This is a genomic window from Azospirillum aestuarii, assembly GCF_016632405.1.
Lineage (GTDB): Bacteria > Pseudomonadota > Alphaproteobacteria > Azospirillales > Azospirillaceae > Azospirillum > Azospirillum aestuarii.
The window spans coordinates 265,488-283,201 of record NZ_JAEPIV010000002.1; the positions used below are offsets into that span (position 1 = coordinate 265,488).

16 protein-coding genes are annotated in these 17,714 nt (G+C 69.7%); 8 read left to right on the forward strand and 8 right to left on the reverse strand.

The features are described 5' to 3' along the window. The first annotated feature begins 244 nt into the window (after positions 1 to 244). From JJL56_RS05900 to JJL56_RS05915, 4 genes are all read left to right on the forward strand, one after another. Complete coding sequence (locus tag JJL56_RS05900; RefSeq protein ID WP_200484527.1) at positions 245 to 1,231, forward strand: ABC transporter substrate-binding protein; 987 nt, start codon at positions 245 to 247, stop codon at positions 1,229 to 1,231. Then, on the forward strand, positions 1,231 to 1,989 hold the full coding sequence (locus tag JJL56_RS05905; protein ID WP_200484528.1) for an ABC transporter permease: 759 nt from the start codon (positions 1,231 to 1,233) through the stop codon (positions 1,987 to 1,989). The genes JJL56_RS05900 and JJL56_RS05905 overlap by 1 nt, the downstream gene beginning before the upstream one ends. After that, the gene (locus tag JJL56_RS05910; RefSeq protein WP_145622716.1) at positions 1,880 to 2,689 is read left to right on the forward strand and encodes an ABC transporter ATP-binding protein; all 810 of its coding nucleotides are present in this window, start codon (positions 1,880 to 1,882) and stop codon (positions 2,687 to 2,689) included. The genes JJL56_RS05905 and JJL56_RS05910 overlap by 110 nt, the downstream gene beginning before the upstream one ends. A 90-nt stretch (positions 2,690 to 2,779) precedes the next feature. Continuing rightward, positions 2,780 to 3,214, forward strand: a complete 435-nt coding sequence (locus JJL56_RS05915; RefSeq protein ID WP_145622719.1) for a hypothetical protein — start codon at positions 2,780 to 2,782, stop codon at positions 3,212 to 3,214. Positions 3,215 to 3,234: 20 nt separating this feature from the next. Here JJL56_RS05915 and JJL56_RS05920 read toward each other — a convergent pair whose 3' ends face one another. From JJL56_RS05920 to pedF, 6 genes are all read right to left on the reverse strand, one after another. Further along, positions 3,235 to 3,900: a response regulator gene (locus tag JJL56_RS05920; protein ID WP_145622721.1), complete on the reverse strand. Its 666-nt coding sequence runs from the start codon at positions 3,898 to 3,900 to the stop codon at positions 3,235 to 3,237. Between the two features lie 225 nt (positions 3,901 to 4,125). Next, complete coding sequence (locus JJL56_RS05925) at positions 4,126 to 5,877, reverse strand: methanol/ethanol family PQQ-dependent dehydrogenase (protein ID WP_145622723.1); 1,752 nt, start codon at positions 5,875 to 5,877, stop codon at positions 4,126 to 4,128. Between the two features lie 290 nt (positions 5,878 to 6,167). Continuing rightward, the gene (locus JJL56_RS05930; protein ID WP_200484530.1) at positions 6,168 to 7,097 is read right to left on the reverse strand and encodes a quinoprotein relay system zinc metallohydrolase 1; all 930 of its coding nucleotides are present in this window, start codon (positions 7,095 to 7,097) and stop codon (positions 6,168 to 6,170) included. Further along, entirely contained in the window at positions 7,094 to 7,894 is an 801-nt protein-coding gene (locus JJL56_RS05935) for a quinoprotein dehydrogenase-associated SoxYZ-like carrier (protein WP_145622727.1), read from the reverse strand. The genes JJL56_RS05930 and JJL56_RS05935 overlap by 4 nt, the downstream gene beginning before the upstream one ends. Positions 7,895 to 8,032: 138 nt before the next feature. Then, on the reverse strand, positions 8,033 to 8,893 hold the full coding sequence (locus tag JJL56_RS05940; protein ID WP_200484532.1) for a transporter substrate-binding domain-containing protein: 861 nt from the start codon (positions 8,891 to 8,893) through the stop codon (positions 8,033 to 8,035). Beyond that, entirely contained in the window at positions 8,890 to 9,333 is a 444-nt protein-coding gene (gene pedF, locus JJL56_RS05945; RefSeq protein WP_145622731.1) for a cytochrome c-550 PedF, read from the reverse strand. Before pedF ends, JJL56_RS05940 begins: the two co-directional genes overlap by 4 nt. A gap of 264 nt (positions 9,334 to 9,597) precedes the next feature. Between pedF and JJL56_RS05950 the strand changes: the two genes are divergently transcribed. Genes JJL56_RS05950 through JJL56_RS05965 form a run of 4 tightly spaced genes read left to right on the forward strand, consistent with a single transcriptional unit; the run spans position 9,598 to position 13,373 of the window. Next, a complete protein-coding gene (locus JJL56_RS05950; protein ID WP_200484534.1) occupies positions 9,598 to 10,770 on the forward strand; it encodes an ABC transporter substrate-binding protein in 1,173 nt (390 codons plus the stop codon). 52 nt (positions 10,771 to 10,822) lie between these two features. Beyond that, on the forward strand, positions 10,823 to 11,791 hold the full coding sequence (locus tag JJL56_RS05955; protein WP_200484536.1) for a YVTN family beta-propeller repeat protein: 969 nt from the start codon (positions 10,823 to 10,825) through the stop codon (positions 11,789 to 11,791). Between the two features lie 20 nt (positions 11,792 to 11,811). Next, the gene (locus JJL56_RS05960; protein ID WP_200484538.1) at positions 11,812 to 12,552 is read left to right on the forward strand and encodes an ABC transporter ATP-binding protein; all 741 of its coding nucleotides are present in this window, start codon (positions 11,812 to 11,814) and stop codon (positions 12,550 to 12,552) included. Beyond that, positions 12,549 to 13,373 carry an ABC transporter permease gene (locus JJL56_RS05965; RefSeq protein ID WP_200484540.1) on the forward strand — a complete coding sequence of 275 codons (825 nt, stop codon included), beginning with the start codon at positions 12,549 to 12,551 and terminating at the stop codon, positions 13,371 to 13,373. The genes JJL56_RS05960 and JJL56_RS05965 overlap by 4 nt, the downstream gene beginning before the upstream one ends. Positions 13,374 to 13,407: 34 nt before the next feature. On the opposite strand, the gene JJL56_RS32930 is transcribed toward JJL56_RS05965, so the two are convergent. After that, entirely contained in the window at positions 13,408 to 16,137 is a 2,730-nt protein-coding gene (locus JJL56_RS32930) for a NahK/ErcS family hybrid sensor histidine kinase/response regulator (RefSeq protein WP_247890961.1), read from the reverse strand. Next, the gene (nosP, locus tag JJL56_RS05985; RefSeq protein ID WP_145622739.1) at positions 16,134 to 17,402 is read right to left on the reverse strand and encodes a nitric oxide-sensing protein NosP; all 1,269 of its coding nucleotides are present in this window, start codon (positions 17,400 to 17,402) and stop codon (positions 16,134 to 16,136) included. The genes JJL56_RS32930 and nosP overlap by 4 nt, the downstream gene beginning before the upstream one ends. Positions 17,403 to 17,714 lie beyond the last annotated feature (312 nt).

The window sequence follows — 17,714 nt, forward strand, 5'->3', positions numbered from 1 at the left end:
TCAGGCTAGGAAGACAGGGGTCTAGCCACCCCTGCCTCCCAGCCCGATCCTTAGCGGTTCAGGAGATCAAGGATATCCTTGATCTCCTGAAGCAGCAGGATCAGGAGAGTGAGGATCTTTTCCATCCTCGACACCTCCGTGTGATGGGACACGGGCGGTGGCCAATCCGCCGCCCGGTCCGCCGCGCAACCATGACGCGGCCCACCCTCCATACACATACAATTTTTGACGCAGGGGCGGTGCCATGCGCCTGATGTCCCTCGTCCGGCTGATCCTGCTCCTGGCGCTGGTCTGCGTCGCCACGGTGGCGCATGCGGCGGACCGGCCCGCGGTGACCATCGGGGTGCTGAAGTTCGGCACGGTCAGTTGGGAGCTGGACGTCATCCGCCACCACCGGCTGGACGAGGCCGCCGGCTTCGAGCTGAAGCTGATGGAGCTGGCGAGCGGTCAAGCCGCCCAGATCGCCCTGCAGGGCGGCGCGGTGGACATGATCGCCAGCGACTGGCTGTGGGTGGCCCGCCAGCGCGCGGCGGGGGCCGACCTGACCTTCATCCCGCATTCCGCGGCGGTCGGCGCGCTGATGGTGCCGGCGGCCTCGCCCATCGCCTCCGTCGCCGACCTGAAGGGCAAGCGCATCGGCGTCGCCGGAACCCCCATCGACAAGAGCTGGCTGCTGCTGAAGGCGCTGGCCCGCGACCGCTACGCGCTCGACCTCGACGCCGCGGCGACGCCGGTCTTCGCCGCCCCGCCCCTGCTCAACCAGAAGGCCACAACGGGGGAGCTGGACGCGGTGCTGAATTTCTGGCCCTACGCCGCCCGGCTCCAGGCGGCGGGAATGCGGACGGTCATCGGGGTGGACGGGATGATGCGGGATCTCGGCCTGTCGGCCAGCGTGCCGGCGGTCGGCTTCGTCTTCCATGAGGGCTGGGCCAAGGCCAACCCGGCGGCGCTCGACGCCTTCGTCGCCGCCTCGCGCAAGGCCAAGGCGATCATGGCCCGATCCGACGCGGAATGGGACCGGCTGCGCCCGCTGATGAAGGCGGAGGACGAGGCCACCTGGGTGGCGCTGCGCGACCAGTTCCGCGCCGGCATCCCCGACCGCTGGACGGAGGAGGAGCGGGAGGCCGCGGCCAAACTCTACGGTCTGATGGCCAAGCTTGGCGGGCGGGAGCTGGTGGGCAACGCGATGGCCCTGCCGGACGGCACCTTCTGGCCGGGGGTCCGCTTCTGATGCGGTGGCGGCGGCTGGCCCCGGTCCTGTCGCTGGCTCTGCTGGTCGGGCTGTGGGCCGCCGCCGCCGAGCTGGCGGCCAGCCGCAGCCTGCCCGGCCCCGCCGCCGTGCTGTCCGTCCTCATCCAGGAGGCGGCGGACGGCGCGCTGTTCCATCACCTGGGGATCACGCTGGCGCGGATGGCCGCGGCCTTCGTCATTGCCATGTCCATCGGGTCGGCGCTGGGCATCCTGCTGGGCCGCTCGGCCACGGCGGACCGGCTGTTCGGGCTGTGGCTGACCGTGTTCTTGAACATCCCGGCGCTGGTCGTGATCGTGCTCGCCTATGTCTGGTTCGGCCTGACCGAGGCGGCGGCCGTCGGCGCGGTCGCCGTCAACAAGATCCCCAACGTCGTGGTCGTTCTGCGCGAAGGAACGCGCGCCATCGACGAGCAGTATGTCGAGATGGCGCGGACCTTCCGCATGGCGCGGTCCGACGTGCTGCGCCATGTGCTGCTGCCCCAACTCACCCCCTACTTCGCCGCGGCGGCGCGGTCCGGCCTTGCGCTGATCTGGAAGATCGTGCTGGTGGTTGAGCTTCTGGGCCGCAGCGACGGGGTGGGATTCCAGATCCACCTCTACTTCCAGATGTTCGATGTGGCCGGCATTCTTGCGTACACCGTCGCCTTCGTGGCCGTCGTCCAACTTCTCGAGCTCTGCGTCCTGCAACCCGTCGAGCAGCGGCTCACCCGCTGGCGGCCGGTGCGCGCTGAGGCTTGAGATCCGCTCCAAGCGCTTCGCCGGGCGGGAGGTCATCCGCGGCCTGTCGCTGACGGCCGCGCCTGGCGAGTTCCTGGCGCTGGTCGGCCCGTCCGGCTGCGGCAAAACGACCGCGCTGGCCATCGCCGCCGGGCTGGACCGTGATTTCGATGGAACGCTCGACTTCGGCGGGCCTGAGCCGGTGCTCGGCTGCGTGTTCCAGACGCCCCGCCTGCTGCCCTGGCGCACGGTGCGGCAGAATGTGGCGCTGGTGCTGCCCAAGGCGCGGCGGAGCGACGGCACGGCGGAACGCTGGCTGGCCGCCATGGGGCTGGAGGCGGTGGCCGACGAATACCCGGCCCGGCTGTCCGGCGGCATGGCGCGGCGGGTGGCACTGGCCCGCGCCTTCGCAGTGGAACCCGGCCTGCTGCTGATGGACGAGCCCTTCGTCTCGCTGGACGAGCCGACGGCGCAGCGGATGCGCGCCCTCCTCGCGACGATGCTGGAGCGGTCCCCGGCCACGGTGCTGTTCGTCACCCACAATCTGCGCGAGGCGATCCAACTGGCCGACCGCATCCTGGTCATGGCCCCCTGCCCGACGCGGGTGGCGGCGGAGGTGCCGCTGGAAACGCCGCGCGCCTTGCGCGACGACGCGCTGGTCGAGCGCGTGCGGGCGGACCTGCTGGCCCGGCCCGATCCGGCTTTCCGGCTGCTGGCCTGACTCTTTCGCCGAAACTGTGAAGCGGCTCACACCCGCCGCCGTCCGCCGGGCGCAGTCTGTCCCGCTGCGACGAAACCGGCGGAGACGACGATGCGCACCCTGTTCCTGCCCCTGTTCCTGCTGGGCGCCGGCCTGGCGCTCCCGTCCGGCGCGGCGCGCGCCGGGGAGATCGTGATTTTGCAATCCGGCGCCCATGGCCCCAACCACGCCGACCGGTCGCGCGATCTGGCGATCATCGGCGATCCGGTCACCGGGTCCTCCATCGTCATCATCGAACGGACGACGCGCGACGAGCAGCTCGGGCGGCGCGACCCTGGCCTGGAGGCCCGGCGCGCCGTGCGCAAGGCGGAGGCGAAGCGGCGCAGCAAGGACAAGGATTGGTCGGATTGGACGGAGTTCGACGGCCACGCGCTGGACGGCTTCGGATGGCTCGACGGCCCGGTGCCGCTCGGCTTCGGGCGGGGCGATCCGGGACAGGAGGCGGCGCGCGCCGCCGCGGACGCGCGGCGGATGCGGAACCGCTGAACGGAAAAAGGCCCGCCCGGTCAGATGCCGAAGCGGGCCTTTTCCAGTTGCAGGCGATTGGCGAAGACCACGGCCTGGGTGCGGCTGTAGACCTTCAGCTTTTGCAGGATCGCCGAGACATGGGCCTTCACGGTGGTTTCCGTGATGCTCAGCTCATAGGCGATTTCCTTGTTCAGCTTGCCGGTGCCCAGCATCTCCAGCACGCGGAGCTGCTGTGCGGTCAGGGTGGACAGGCGGCGGGCGATCTCCGCCGTTTCCTCGTCCTCCGCCGCGGCCCCCTCCTCGACCGAGGCGGGCAGATAGACCTCCCCGGCCAGGATCTGGCGCAGCGCGCCGGCGATGGCGTCCCGCGGCGTCGATTTGGGGATGAAGCCGGCGGCGCCGCAGCGCACCGCCTCCAGCATCACCTTGCGGTCCTCGTGCGCCGAGACGACGGCGACGGGGATGGCCGGGAAGCGGCGGCGCAGGGCGATCAGCCCGGTCAGCCCGTTCATGCCCGGCATGTTGAGGTCGAGCAGGACGAGGTCCGGCTCCCCCTTGCCGCTATGCATGGAGTCGAGAATGGAGATGGTTTCGTCCAGGCAACCGGCCTCGTGAATCTCCTGCGCCTGGCAGGAATAGAGGACGGCGCTGCGCAGGGCGTCGCGCACCAGCGGATGATCGTCCGCAATCAGAATTCGGCTCATGGCGTGGTTTCCACGCTCATCGTTTCGGGGCGTTTCCGATGGCGATCATGCCGGACCGTTCAAGAATGCGCAAGGACTGGAACGGGTATTCCCCAATTCAGCCGATCGTAGGCAATTCCGTTTCAAATCCCGCTCCAAATCCCGTTGCAAGCGATTCGCAAGAAAAGACGGCCCGAACCCTTCGGACCGCCCTTTCCTGCTCCGGTCACGGCACCAGGAGGCTCGTCAGGCCTTCGGCAGCTTGAAGACCCAGAGGGAGCCGCCCTGGTTGATGTCCTTGACCAGCTTGGCGACGTCGCCGCCCCACAGCGGCACCGCCCCGCCCCAGCCGGAGACCACGGCCACATACTGCTCGCCGTCCTGTTCCCAGGTGACCGGGGAGCCGACGACGCCGGAGCCGGTGTTGAACTTCCAGGCTTCCTTGCCGGTCTTGGCGTCGAACGCCTTCAGATAGCCCTCCGGCGTGCCGGTGAAGACGAGGTTGCCGCCGGTGGTCAGCACGCCGCCCCACAGCGGCGCCGGGTTCTTGTATTCCCAGACGATCTTGCCGGTCTTCGGGTCGATGGCGCGCAGCGCGCCGATGTAGTCGTCATACAGCGGCTTGATGGTGAAGCCGGCGCCCAGATAGGCGGCACCCTTCTTGTAGGTGATCGGCTCGTTCCAGATGTCCATGCCCCATTCGTTGGCCGGGACGTAGAACAGCTCCGTCGCCGGGCTGTAGGCCATGGGCATCCAGTTCTTGGCGCCGAGGAAGGCCGGTGCGGCGAAGACCGACTTGCCCTTCTCCGCACCGACCGGGGTGCCCGGACGGTTGTCGTCGTTGTAGACCGGCCGCCCGGTCTTCACGTCGATCTCCTTGGCCCAGGTGATCTTGGTGACGAAGGGCGAGGCGCTGAGCAGCTTCCCGTTGGTGCGGTCCAGCACGTAGAAGAAGCCGTTGCGGTCGGCCTTGGCGCCGGCCTTGATGGTCTGGCCGTCCTTCTTCAGGTCGAAGGACACCAGCTCGTTCACACCGTCGAAGTCCCAGCCGTCGTGCGGCGTGGTCTGATAGTGCCACTTGATGTCGCCGTTGGCCGGGTCGATGGCCAGGGTCGAGGAGGTGTAGAGGTTGTCGCCCGGACGCAGGTGCGAGTTCCAGGGCGCCGGGTTGCCGGTGCCGAAGAACAGCGTCTTGGTCTCGGGGTCGTAGGTGCCGCCCAGCCAGGTGGCGCCGCCGCCGGTCTTGTAGAGATCGCCCGACCAGCTGGCGTTCATCACGCCGGTCATCGTCGATTCCTTGCCGTTGAGGGTGCCCATGTTGCCCTCGATGGTCGGGCGCTGCCAGACCAGCTCGCCCGTCTCGGCGTCGCGCGCCTCGACCATGCCGATGATGCCGAACTCGCCGCCGGAATTGCCGGTGATGACCTTGCCGTCGACGATCAGCGGGGCGGCGGTCGCCGAATAGCCGGCCTTGTAGTCCTCGATCTTCTTCGACCAGACGACCTTGCCGGTGTCCTTGTTGAGCGCAACCAGACGGGCGTCGAGCGTCGCGAAGTAGATCTTGTCCTTGTAGAGCGCGGCACCGCGGTTCACGACGTCGCAGCAGGGCATGATGCCTTCGGGCAGACGGTGGTCGTACTGCCACTTCTTCTGCCCGGTCTTCACGTCCACCGCGTAGAGGCGGGAGTAGGAGCCGGTCACGTAGATCGTGCCGTCATGGATGATCGGCTGCGACTCCTGCCCGCGCTGCTTCTCGCCGCCGAAGGAGAAGGACCACACCGGCACCAGCCCCTTGACCGTGTCCGGGTTCAGCTTGTCGAGCGGGCTGAAGCGCTGCGCCTGATGGCCCATGCCGTAGGTCAGGACGTCGCCCGTCGACGTGGCGTCGTTCAGCAGGTCGTCGTTGTTTGGCCCATCGGCGGCCAAAGCGGGGCCGCTCAGGCCTAGGCCGGCGGCCATGGCGCTCGCAAGAAGACAGGTGCGGAAGAGACGCTTCATGGTGCGGATACCTCCCAGGGGAATGGACAGCCGGAGGCGCGGGCAGAGATCATGCGTAGACAAATGATCATGCGCAGACGAATTGGCGGAATCCGTCTGCTTCGTCCGCCCGTTCTCGGCTTCTTTTCGGAACAATCAGGGGTTCGACGCAGGGGCGACGCGGCATCGCGAAGCCCCTATCCTTCTGACAGTAAAGCAGTTTACCGGCGCCCCGATTGGGGTCCATTGGCAAATAGTAGGAGGGCGGAGCGTTCTGCTGGACGCCGGAAACCGTTTCATTACGAACGGCTTCAATTCACCCGCGGCAGAACGGCCGTCTCGATCCGCGGCCAGAGGTGGGAGACGGAGCGCCGGTACTCCTCGCGCAGCACGCCCATCCCGGCGAAGCGCTCGGGAATCGGCGCGTCGAGCAGCTCGGCCATGTCGGCCCCGGCCTCCGCCCGCTCGCGCAGCGTACGGTCCAGCCAGCTCAGCCAGTCGCGGGTCTGGGCGATGGCCGCCTTGTCGGAGCGGATGCGCCCGTGGTTCGGCACCAGAACCGTCACGTCCAGCGCGTCCAGGGCATCCAGCGCCGCCAGCCATTGGCCGATGTCGGCGTGGGGCGTCGTCGGCGTCCGGTCGGAGAAGACGACTCCGCCGGCGAACAGCACGCCCGTCGTCTCGTCCAGGATGGCGAGGTCGGCGGCGGTGTGGCCCTCCAGCGGAATCAGCCGCAGCCGGTGCGCGCCGAAGACGACGGTGGAGCCGTAGACCGTCTCGGTCGGGACCAGCGGCTCGGTGCCGCGCATCCAGTCGCCGACGAGGCGGTACATGTTCTCGGTCATCCCCAGACCCTCGGCCTTGATGCCCTCGATGGTGCCGGGCAGCGCGGCGATGGGCACGTCGGCGAAGGCGCGGTTGCCCAGCCAATAGTCGGGATGCAGGTTGCTGACGAAGACCTTGCGGATCGGCTTGTCGGTGACCGTGGCGATGGCCGCGCGCATCTCCTCGCCGAAGCGGCGCGACGGGCCGGTCTGGATCACGATCACCCCGTCGTCGGTCACGATGAAGCCGGGGTTCAGGATGTTGCCCCCGTTGCTGCGGGTGAAATGCTCCCGCGTGCCCTCGAAGACCCAGGTGTCAGGCGCGATGGCGACGGGCTTCAGATTGTAAGTCAGCGGGCCGGCGGCCCAGCCGGGCGCGGCGGACAGAAGCAGAAACAGGCAGAGGATGAATCTCATGGCAGCGCTCCCTGCACCCAGGGCAGCGGGATGGCCGCCTTGACCTCGCCGCCCTGGTTGTCGCGCCCGTCGAGCGTCAGGCTGCGCGCGCCCGCTGCGGGCTGCACCTCCAACGTGAAGACGGGGTTCTCGGACAGCGGCTCCGCCGTCTGGAGCCGGGCCAGCGCCCGCCCGTCGGCGTCGCGCAGAGTCAGCGCCTCGATGAAGTAGGCGGGGATGCCGGCGACCAGACCGGTGTCCATCGGGTGGCGGACAAGGAAGCGCACGCGCGTCGCCTTGTCCTCTCCGCTCGGCGCCCAGGCGCGGCCTTGCACCTCGCCCACATGGTCGGCCCAGTCGGCGGCGGCGTAGGTGGCCGGCGGCGCGGTGCAGCCGCCGCCCGCCGCGTCGAGCAGCTTGCCGCCGATGTGCCAGACGCCGTCCGGCGTGCGGGCGGCGGCGCGCAGCGGTGTCGCCTGCTGCACCTTGAAGCGCGTGGCGATCACCGGCTTCGCCGCCAGCGGCTGGAAGCGCAGGATGACCGGGAAGGGGTTGAGGTCGGCGAACAGCACCATCTCCTCCACCGTGCCCAGCGCCGTGGCGTCGGCCATCACCGGGACGGCGGCGGCGTTCTCGGCGTTGTCGGGGGCGGTGACGGTCACCCGATCGTCGAATTGCACGGGGGCCGTTCCGAACAGCTCCGGCCGGAGCACGTCCCACATGACGGAGGCCAGCGGGTCGGCGGGGTCCGGCGGGCCGGCATAAGCCGGATTGGAGAGCGCGGCCAGGAGCGCCGCGGCGGCGAGATGGCGGTTCATGGCGGTTTCCCCCTCCCTTGCGTCGTTGCTTCTGTGTGGGTGCTTGCCCCCCTCCCAACCTCCCCCCGCTTCGCAGGGGAGGGAATCAAGCCCCTCCCCCTGCGAAGCGGGGGGAGGTTGGGAGGGGGGCAAGCACCGTCACTCCACCGGAATCGCGTTGTGCGTCACCCCATGCCTGCGGAAGATCGCCGGCAGCGTCCCGTCCTCCAGCATCGCGGTCACGGCGTCGCCCACCGCGTAGGCGAGATCGCGGGAGTTCTCCTTCACAGCCATGCCGATGTCCCAGCTCGACGCCATCATCCCGGGGAAGGTCACCGGGGTGATCGGGAAGCCGGCGGCGCGGTCGCCCAGCGCCGCTTCCACTTGGCTCTGCGTCGCGACGACGGCGGCGACGTCACCCTTGACCAGAGCCTCGACCGCTTCAGGAATCGTCATGTAATGGACCAGCCGCTCGCGCAGGCGTCCGCCGAAGGCCCCCAGCAGGTAGAAGTCGGGGATGCTGTCGATCTCCACCCCCACCGGCTCGTCGGGCAGGGAAGCCAGCATCGGCTGGGTCATGCGCATCGGGTTGCGGGCCAGCGCGAAGCCCTCCCGCTGGTAGGGGCCGAACAGCACGGCCTCCGGGTTGCGCAGCCCGAACTCCTTCTGATAGGGCACATGCATCATCACGTCGGCCACGCCGCCCCCGACGACCGGGCCGCGCCACACCGCGTTGCGCAGGTCGTCCGACACGGCCTCACCGGCGGTCAGCTCCATGAACTCGACGCCGACGCCCAGCCGCCCGGCGATGGCGCGGGCAATGTCCACGTCCACACCGACCAGGGCGCCGCCCTTGCGGTAGGAGAAGGGCGGGTTGTCGCGATAGACCGCGACCATCAGCCGCCCGGCGGCCACCACATCGTCCAACGGGCGCGCGCCGGCGCGCCGGGGGAGGACCCCGGCGGCCAGCGCGGCGGCGGCGAAGGACAGCAGGTGGCGCCGCGTCGGAAGCGCCGTCATTCCTCGTGCACCGTCTCCAGCCACGAGCGGATGGCCCACAGCGCCTCCTGGCCCAGCGCCTCGCCGAAGCGCGGCATGTAGGTGACCCCGTTGCGGATCGAACCGTTGATCACCCGCTCCTTGAACCACTCGTCGCCGATGTCGCCCTTGTCCAGAAAGCGCAGGTCCGGGGCGATGCCGCCCGACACCGCGCCCAGCCCGTGGCAGCGCGCGCAGTTCTGGTTGAAGGCGGAGGACCCGATCTCGATCGCCCGCGGGTTGCCGCGGTAGGGATTCGCGTCGCGCCAGTCCTCGCCCAGCTTGTCGAGGCCGGTGGTGTCCACCGCCTGGGGGGTCACGTCGCCATGGGCGAAGGCCGCCGTGGGGACAACCGTGGAGGCGACGGCGGCCGCGCCGGTCAGGAAACCGGCCATCGCAAGCCGGAGAAGCCGTGCGTTCATAAGGGGCGTCCTCATTCAGAGAAGATGCGAAGGGAGCGTTGTCCGTTGCCCCGGAGCATAGCGGGCGGTCCGTGCCGCCAATAATTGGACTTTGGTAGCAACCGTGCGTGGAGTCGGTCGGGATCGGACCGAACCGCAATTTTCCGACCGCGCAATCGTACCAAAGTTGCATTCCGGGACGCCGCCCGGCGGGGATACCCTGGTCTCCCGAAACCAGGCGAGTGCAAACCCGCGATGCGTTTCAGCCTTTGGTTACCCTCCTTGATGCAGATCGCCTTGCTGGCCGGCGGGCTTTGCGCCTCGCCGGCCGCCTTTTCGCAGGAGGCGGCGCCCGCGGACAACTCCACCGTCCGCATCGCCTACCTGACGCAGGAGGTCGAGCATCCCCCTGCCCTGTCCAACCTGGACGAACCACCCGCCGACGACGGATTGGCCGGCGCCACCCTCGCCGTGGCGGACAACAACAGCACGGGCCGCTTCCTCAAGCAGCGGTTCGCGCTGGAGGCGGTGACCGTCCCCATCGACGGCGACCCGGCGCAGGCGCTGCGCGACCTCGCCGCCGCCGGGCACCGCATCGTCGTGCTGGACCTGCCCGGCGAAGCGCCCGGCGCTCTGGCCCGCCTGCCGGAGGCGGCGGACCTGCTGCTGTTCAACGCCGGCTCGACCGACGACAGCCTGCGCAACGCGCTGTGCGCGCCCAACCTGCTGCACACAGCACCCGACCGCGCCATGCTGGCCGACGCGCTGGCCCAGTATCTGGCGGTGAAGCGCTGGACGAAATGGCAGCTGATCGTCGGCACCCGGCCCGAGGACCGGCTCTACGCCGCCGCGGTGAAGCGGGCGGCCAAGCGCTTCGGCGCCGAGGTGGTCGAGGAGAAGACCTGGAGCGAGGACCACGACGCCCGCCGCACCGCCCAGGCCGAAATGCCGGTCTTCACCCAGGGCAAGCGCCACGACGTGGTGATCGTCGCCGACGAGATCGGCGACTTCGGCGACTATGTGCTGTACCGCACCTGGGAGCCGCGCCCGGTCGCCGGAACGCAGGGCCTCGTCCCCACCAACTGGCACCGCGCCCACGAGGCCTGGGGGGCGGCGCAGCTCCAGTCCCGCTTCAAGGCCGCCGCCCAGCGCATCATGTCGCCCCGCGACCACGCGGTCTGGGCCGCCATCCGCGCGGTGGGCGAGGCGGCGACCCGCACCCGCTCCACCGATCCCGCGGCGCTGGCCACCTACATCCGCGGGCCGGACTTCACTTTGGCCGCCTTCAAGGGCGTGCCGCTGTCCTTCCGCAGCTGGGACGGGCAGCTCCGCCAGCCGGTGCTTCTGGCCGCCGACCGCTCGCTGGTGTCCGTCTCGCCGCAGGACGGCTTCCTGCACCCGAAGACCGAACTCGACACGCTGGGCCACGACCAGCCCGAAACCGGCTGCCGACGTTGATGGGCCGACGCTGATTCTTCTCAATCATTTCCGCCAAAAGGACACCGCCCCGATGACCACCGCCCGCTCCCTTCTCCTCGCCGCGCTGCTGATCGGCTGCGCTGTCCCCGCCCTGGCGGAGACCGTCTATGTCTCGAACGAGAAGGACAACACCCTGTCCATCATCGACGGCGCGACCCTGACGGTGACGGAGACGGTGAAAGTCGGACGGCGCCCCCGCGGCATCACGCTGAGCGCGGACGGCAAGCACCTCTACATCTGCGCCAGCGACGACGACACGGTGCAGGTGATGGACCTCGCGACGAGGAAGATCCTGCACGACCTGCCCTCGGGCGAGGACCCGGAGCTGTTCGCCCTGCACCCGGACGGCAAGCAGCTCTTCATCGCCAACGAGGAAAGCAACGTCGTCACGGTGGTGGACGTGCCCAGCCGCAAGGTCGCCTATCAGGTGGACGTCGGTGTGGAGCCGGAGGGCATGGCGGTCAGCCCCGACGGCAAATGGGCGGTGAACACGTCGGAGACGACGAACATGGTCCATTGGATCGACACGGAGAAGCGCTCCGTCGTGGACCATACGCTGGTGGACGCCCGCCCGCGCTACGCCCAGTTCAGCAAGGACGGCAGCCGCCTGTGGGTGTCGGCGGAGATCGGCGGCACCCTGTCGGTGATCGACACGGCCAGCCGCAAGGTGGCGCAGACCATCCGCTTCAAGATCAAGGGCGTGCCCCAGGACCGCATCCAGCCGGTGGGCGTCAAGCTGACCGACGACGGGCGCTATGCCTTCGTGGCGCTCGGCCCGGCCAACCATGTCGCGGTGGTGGACGCCCAGACCTTCGCGGTGAAGGAGTATCTGCTGGTCGGCCGCCGTGTCTGGCAACTCGACCTGTCGCCCGACCAGAAGCGGCTCTACGCCACCAACGGCGTGTCGGGCGACGTGTCGGTGATCGACGTGGAGAGCCTGAAGGTGGTGAAGTCCATCAAGACCGGGCGCTACCCCTGGGGCGTCGCGGTGAAGGGCTAAGCTGTTGAAAGGGTAAGGGCATGGCGGAACCGGCGCTGTCGGTCGAAGGGCTGAGCTACGCCTACGGGCGCGGGGCCTTCGCGCTGAAGGACGTGTCGCTGGCGGTCGGGGCGGGGTGCTTCACCGCCCTGCTCGGCCCCAACGGGGCGGGCAAGACGACGCTGTTCGCGCTGGTCACCCGCCTGTTCGAATCGCCGGGCGGCACCATCCGCATCGGCGGAGTCGATCTGCGGCGGGAGCCGGCCAAGGCGCTGGGCCGCATGGGGGTGGTGTTCCAGCAGCCGACGCTCGACCTCGACCTGACGGTGCGGCAGAACCTGCTCTACTTCGCGGCCCTGCACGGCATCCCCCGCCGCACCGCCGAGGCCCGCGCGCGGGTGTCGCTGGAGCGGCTCGGTATGGCGGAGCGCATCGGCGAGACGGTACGGGCGCTGAACGGCGGGCACCGTCGCCGGGTGGAGCTGGCCCGCGCCCTGCTGCACGAGCCGGCCCTGCTGGTGCTGGACGAGCCAACCGTCGGGCTGGACGTCCCGGCGCGGCGCGCCATCGTCGAGCATGTCCACGCGCTGTGCCGGGAGCGCGGCATCGCCGTGCTCTGGGCCACCCATCTGATCGACGAGATCGGCGAGGGCGACCGCGTCGTGGTGATCCACCGCGGTCGGGTCCGCGCCGCCGGGCCGGTGGCGGAGGTGAACCGCGCGACCGGGGCGGACACGCTGACCGAGAGCTTCACCCGGCTGACCGCGAAGGAGGCGGCGTGACGGCTTTTGTCCATAATGCCCCCGCCCATTACGCGCGCGCGCTCGGCGGGATCGTCGGGCGCGAGGTGCTGCGCTTTGTCCACCAGCGGGAGCGCTTCCTGTCGGCCCTGGTTCGTCCGCTGCTCTGGCTGTTCGTCTTCGCGGCGGGCTTCCGCGCGGCGCTGGGAATCGCCATCACCCCGCCCTACGAGACCTACATTCCCTACGAGGTCTACATCGTCCCCGGCCTTGCCGGGATGGTCCAGCTGTTCAACGGAATGCAGAGTTCGCTGTCGATGGTCTACGACCGCGAGATGGGCAGCATGCGGATGCTTCTGGTCAGCCCCCTGCCCCGCTGGTTCCTGCTGACGGCGAAGCTGCTGGCCGGGACGGCGGTGTCGATCCTCCAGGTCTATGCTTTCCTCGCCGTCGCCTGGGTCTACGGGGTGCAGGCGCCGCCGCTCGGCTATGTGACGGTGCTGCCGGCGCTGGTGGTCAGCGGGCTGATGCTGGGGGCGCTGGGGATGCTGCTGTCCTCGGCCATCCGCCAGCTGGAGAATTTCGCGGGCGTGATGAACTTCGTCATCTTCCCGACCTTCTTCCTGTCCACCGCGCTCTATCCCCTGTGGAAGATGCAGGAGGCGGGCGAACTGCTGTACGTCCTGTGCACCGTCAACCCCTTCAGCCAGGCGGTCGAGCTGATCCGCTTCGCGCTGTATCTGGACGTGAACCTGCCGGCGCTGGGCTGGACGGTGCTGGCGCTGGCGGTGTTCCTGGGCGGGGCGGTCTACGGCTACAACCCGGCGCGGGGATTCCTGGCGCGCAAGGCGGGTGGGGAGTAGGAGGGGGGCCCGTCGCCACCACTCCCTAGGAAAGCTACCCCAGCAACCCCGTCATCACCGCCCGCAGCTGCGCCGGCCGCACCGGCTTGTTCAGCACGTGGCAGCCCTTGGCCTGCGCCTCCTCCACCACCTCGGCGGTGCGGTTGGCGGTGATCAGGACCGACGGCAGATCCGCCCCGCAGCGCTCGCGCACCCGCGCGATCTCGGTGAAGCCGATCACCCCGTCGTCCAGGTGGTAGTCCGCGAACAGCACATCCGGCGCCACCGCCCCCAGCCCGGCCAGCGCCTCGTCGCCCGACGCCGCCGTGGCGACGCTGCACCCCCAGCCTTCCAGCAGGGCGCGCATCCCGGCCAGCACCGCCGGCTCGTTGTCGATCACCAGCACCCGCGTGCCGGCCAGCCGGTTCGAGGCGGTCTGCACCGGCGCCTCCAGCGCGCGCACCGGCCGGGCGTAGCGCCCGAAGGGCACCGTCACCGCGAAGACCGATCCCCGCCCCGGCTGCGACCGCACGGTGATGGGATGATCGAGCATCCGCGCCACCCGCTCCACGATGGCGAGGCCGAGGCCCATGCCGCGCACCCGTTCATTGGCGCAGGGCGTGTCGAGGCGGCGGAATTCCTGGAAGATCTCGCCCAGCTTGTCGGCGGGCACGCCGGGGCCGGTGTCCCACACCTCGATCCGCAAGCCCTCGCGCGTCCGCCGGCAGCCGATCAGCACGCGCCCGCCCCCGCCCCACGCCCCCCTCTTCGCCGCCCTCTTCGCCTGGGTGTAGCGCAGGGCGTTGGACAGGAAGTTCTGCAGGATGCGGCGCAGCAGCCGGATGTCGCTGCGCACCACGGCGTGGCTGGGAACGACGCAGAGGTCCAACCCGCGCTCCTTCGCCACCGCCGCATACTCCGTGGCCAACGCGCCGAACAGGCTCTTGATCGGGAAATCGGCGATCTCCGGCCGCACCGCTCCGGCGTCCAGCTTGGAGATGTCCAGCAGCGCCGACAGCAGATCCTCGACCGAGGCCAGGGCGACGTCGATGTTGTCGACCAGCCCGCGGTTCGGCTCCGGCTGCTCCAGGTCGCCCAACGCCGAGACGAACAGCCGCGCCGCGTTCAGCGGCTGCAGCAGGTCGTGGCTGGCCGCCGCCAGAAACCGCGTCTTGGACAGGTTGGCCTGCTCCGCCTCCGCCTTGGCCAGCCGCAGGGCCTCCTCCGCCGCGATGCGCTCGGCGATCTCCTGCTGGAGCTGGCCGTTGAGCCGGGTCAGCTCGGCGGTGCGCTCGACGACGCGGCGCTCCAGGCTGTCCTTGGCGTCGGCCAGGGCCTCCGCCGCCATGCGCCGCTCGGTGATGTCGTGGATCAGGCCGAAATAGCCCAGAACCTCCGGCTTTCCGCCGCCCCGCCGCTCGCCGAAATGCGGGATGTAGGTGGCGACGGCGTAGCGCGGCGACCCGTTCTCGCCGGGCAGTTCCAGGTCGAAGGTGACCTCCTCTCCGGCCAGCGCGCGCAGCACGTAGGAACGCCGCACCTCGTAATAGAGGTCGCCCAGCGCCGCCCACATCGGCTGGCCCTCGATCTCCTCGCGCTTGCGGTTGAACCAGCCCTCGTAGGCCTTGTTGACGAAGCGGAAGCGCTGCTCGGCGTCGACGTAGGCGATCAGCGCCGGTACCGCGTCGGTGACCAGCCGGATGCGCTCCTCGCTATCGCGCAGCGCCTGCTCGGCCCGCTTGCGCTCGGTGATGTCGGTGAAGGTCAGGACGAAGCCGCCGCCCGGCATGGGATTGCGGCTGATCTCCAGAACCGTGTCGTCCAGCCAGGGCTGCTCGACGAGGCAGCTCGGCATCATCAGCGCCTTCAGCGACAGGCCACGGTCGCCGAGTGCGGCGTGGTGCAGCACGAAGTCGGCGAAGCCCGCGCCGCGCTCCGCCACGTTGGCGGGCAGGCGCAGCAGGCCGGTGAAGCGCTCGTTCCAGGCGACCAGCCGCTGGTCGCGGTCATACACCCCGACCCCCTGGGCGATGTTGTCCAGCGTCGCCTGCAGGAGCGCCGACTTCTCGGCCAGCTCGCGCTCGCGGCGGCGGGTCTCATGCTCCTTGATGTCGGTGATGTCGGTGTAGACGCCGACCACCCCGCCGTCGCGGGTCCGCCGCTCGTTGACCTGGACCCAGCGCCCGTCCGCCAGCCGGTAGACGTAGGGCCCCTTCAGCGCGCGGTGCTGGGCCAGCCGCTCCGACAGCCAGCGGTCGGGCCGCGGGTAGGCGTCGGCGATGGTGCGCGAGGAGGCCGCCAGCTCGGCGATCTCCTGGAAGCGGATGCCCGGCAGGATGCGGTCGCGGATTTCCGGCCACAGGGCGAGATACTTGCTGTTGCACAGGACCAGCCGGTCGTCGCTGTCGAAGATGGCGAAGCCCTCGTTGACCGACTCGATGGCCTCCGACAGGCGGCTGCGCATGGTGTCGGCCAGCTCCTTGGCGCGGGCCAGCGCGCGGTGGCTGTCCTCCAGCTCGCGCAGGGCGCGCTCCAGTTCCAGCGTGCGTTCACGCACCTTCTGCTCCAGGACGATGGCGGTCTGGAACAGGGAGAAGGCGCCCCCCTGCACGTCCATCGACCGTTCCACCCGGTCCATCAGCACTTGGTTGATGCGGCGGAGCTTGGCGTTCTCGCGCTCCAGCGCCTCCAGCCGGCCGCGCTCGTCCGGTGAGGACGGAAGTGGGAGTGGCGATGGGTCGGCGGGTGGGCGGGACGGTTCCCGCCAGTCGAAGATGAGCGTCATCGCGCACCTATCGCGACACCGGTGAAGGTCTGGTTGACGTGCATGGCGTTGTACTGCTCGCCGTAGGCGCAGAAGCCGATGACGTTGTGCCGCGCCAGCGCCGCCGACATGACGTGCTTGAGCTGCCGCTGCTCCAGCTCCAGCCGGCGCAGGATGCAGTCGCAGCCGAGCACGAGGTCCGGCGGCCCGCCGACCTCCGCGGCCAGCTTGCGCATCATCTCCTCCAGGTTCTCCACCGGATCGACGCCACGGGCGACGGTCAGCACGATGCCCTCGTCGATGGCGCAGTAGAAGGTCAGGCTCTCGTCGTCGTTGACCTTCTGGATGGAGCGGACATGGTACTCGCCCCCCACCCGCACGACGACGGGATAGGCGGCGAAGATCAGAGGGGTCAGCGGTTCCCCCTCCAGCCCGACCATGCGGGCGTATTCGCGGCCCGCCGGCTCGGCGTTGATCTCGGTGACGATGCGGCGCTGCGGGTCGGCGCCGGTCACCACCATCTTGGCGTCGGAGGCCACGAAATGCTCGGTCCGGAAGACGACGAAGCGCCGCGCGGTGGTGACCAGCATCAGCACGGCGGCGTTGGTGTGGAACCGCCCCTCGTGCAGGACGAAGGTGCGCTCGAAGCGCAACTCGTCCCCGGCGGAACCGCCGAACAGCGGGATGTCCATCAGCACGCTGTGCAGCGCGCTGACCACCATCTCCTCCGCCCGCGACATGCCGTCGATCATCAGGAAGGCAAAGCTGCCATGGTCGGGAAAGGCGTCGGCACGGGCGGCCAGGGCGACGTCGCGCTGCTCCATCAGGCTGCGCAGGACACGCGGCGCCTCGGCGATGGAAAAGCGGTCGAGGTCGTCGATGCGCTGGGTGGCGATGGTGAAGTCGGCGCGCGGAAAGCCGATCCCGACCAGCGACCCGGCGGCGTAGCCGAAGGGCGTGATCTCCCCCGCCGTGGTGCAGCCGACCACCGGCACCGGCCCGAACAGCTCGGCCAGCGCCGCCGCCAGCTCCGCCTGGTCATAGTGGGCGGAGCAGAAGACCAACACCATCTCCAACTCCGCCGCGGCGGCGGGGTCCGGTCCGCACAACCCGTCAAAGAGTTCCCGCGCGGCGGCTCGGGCGTCCTCCGCCATGGAGACGGCCCGCGGCAGGGACGGGCTGGACGCGGGAGGGCCGGGCAAAGAGGCGCTGGGCGAAGCATCGGAGAGGAGAGCGTCCGAGGCCGGTTGGCTGGTCACAATGCGGGTCCCGAAAAGCAACGGCATGGCATCCATCACCCCAAGCCGCCCCCCTATGCGCGGAACGCGGGTCGGGGACCGTGGGCGGATGACCTATAGGTTACTTCAGCGCCGCCCGCCGGGCAAAGCCGGCGCGGGGGTGCGGGCATGCGACCATGGTCTAAGGTCCGGGGTCTATGGTCCGGCGCGGGACTGTTTCCCACGCCACGAAAAAGGCGCCTTCCGCCGTCGCGGAAGGCGCCTGAGTTCGGTTCCATATGCACCGCCACGCGGGGGAGCCGGTCTGAACACGGATCAGACCGCCCGGCGGCCGTGCCGACTGGGAAAGTCCCAAAGTCG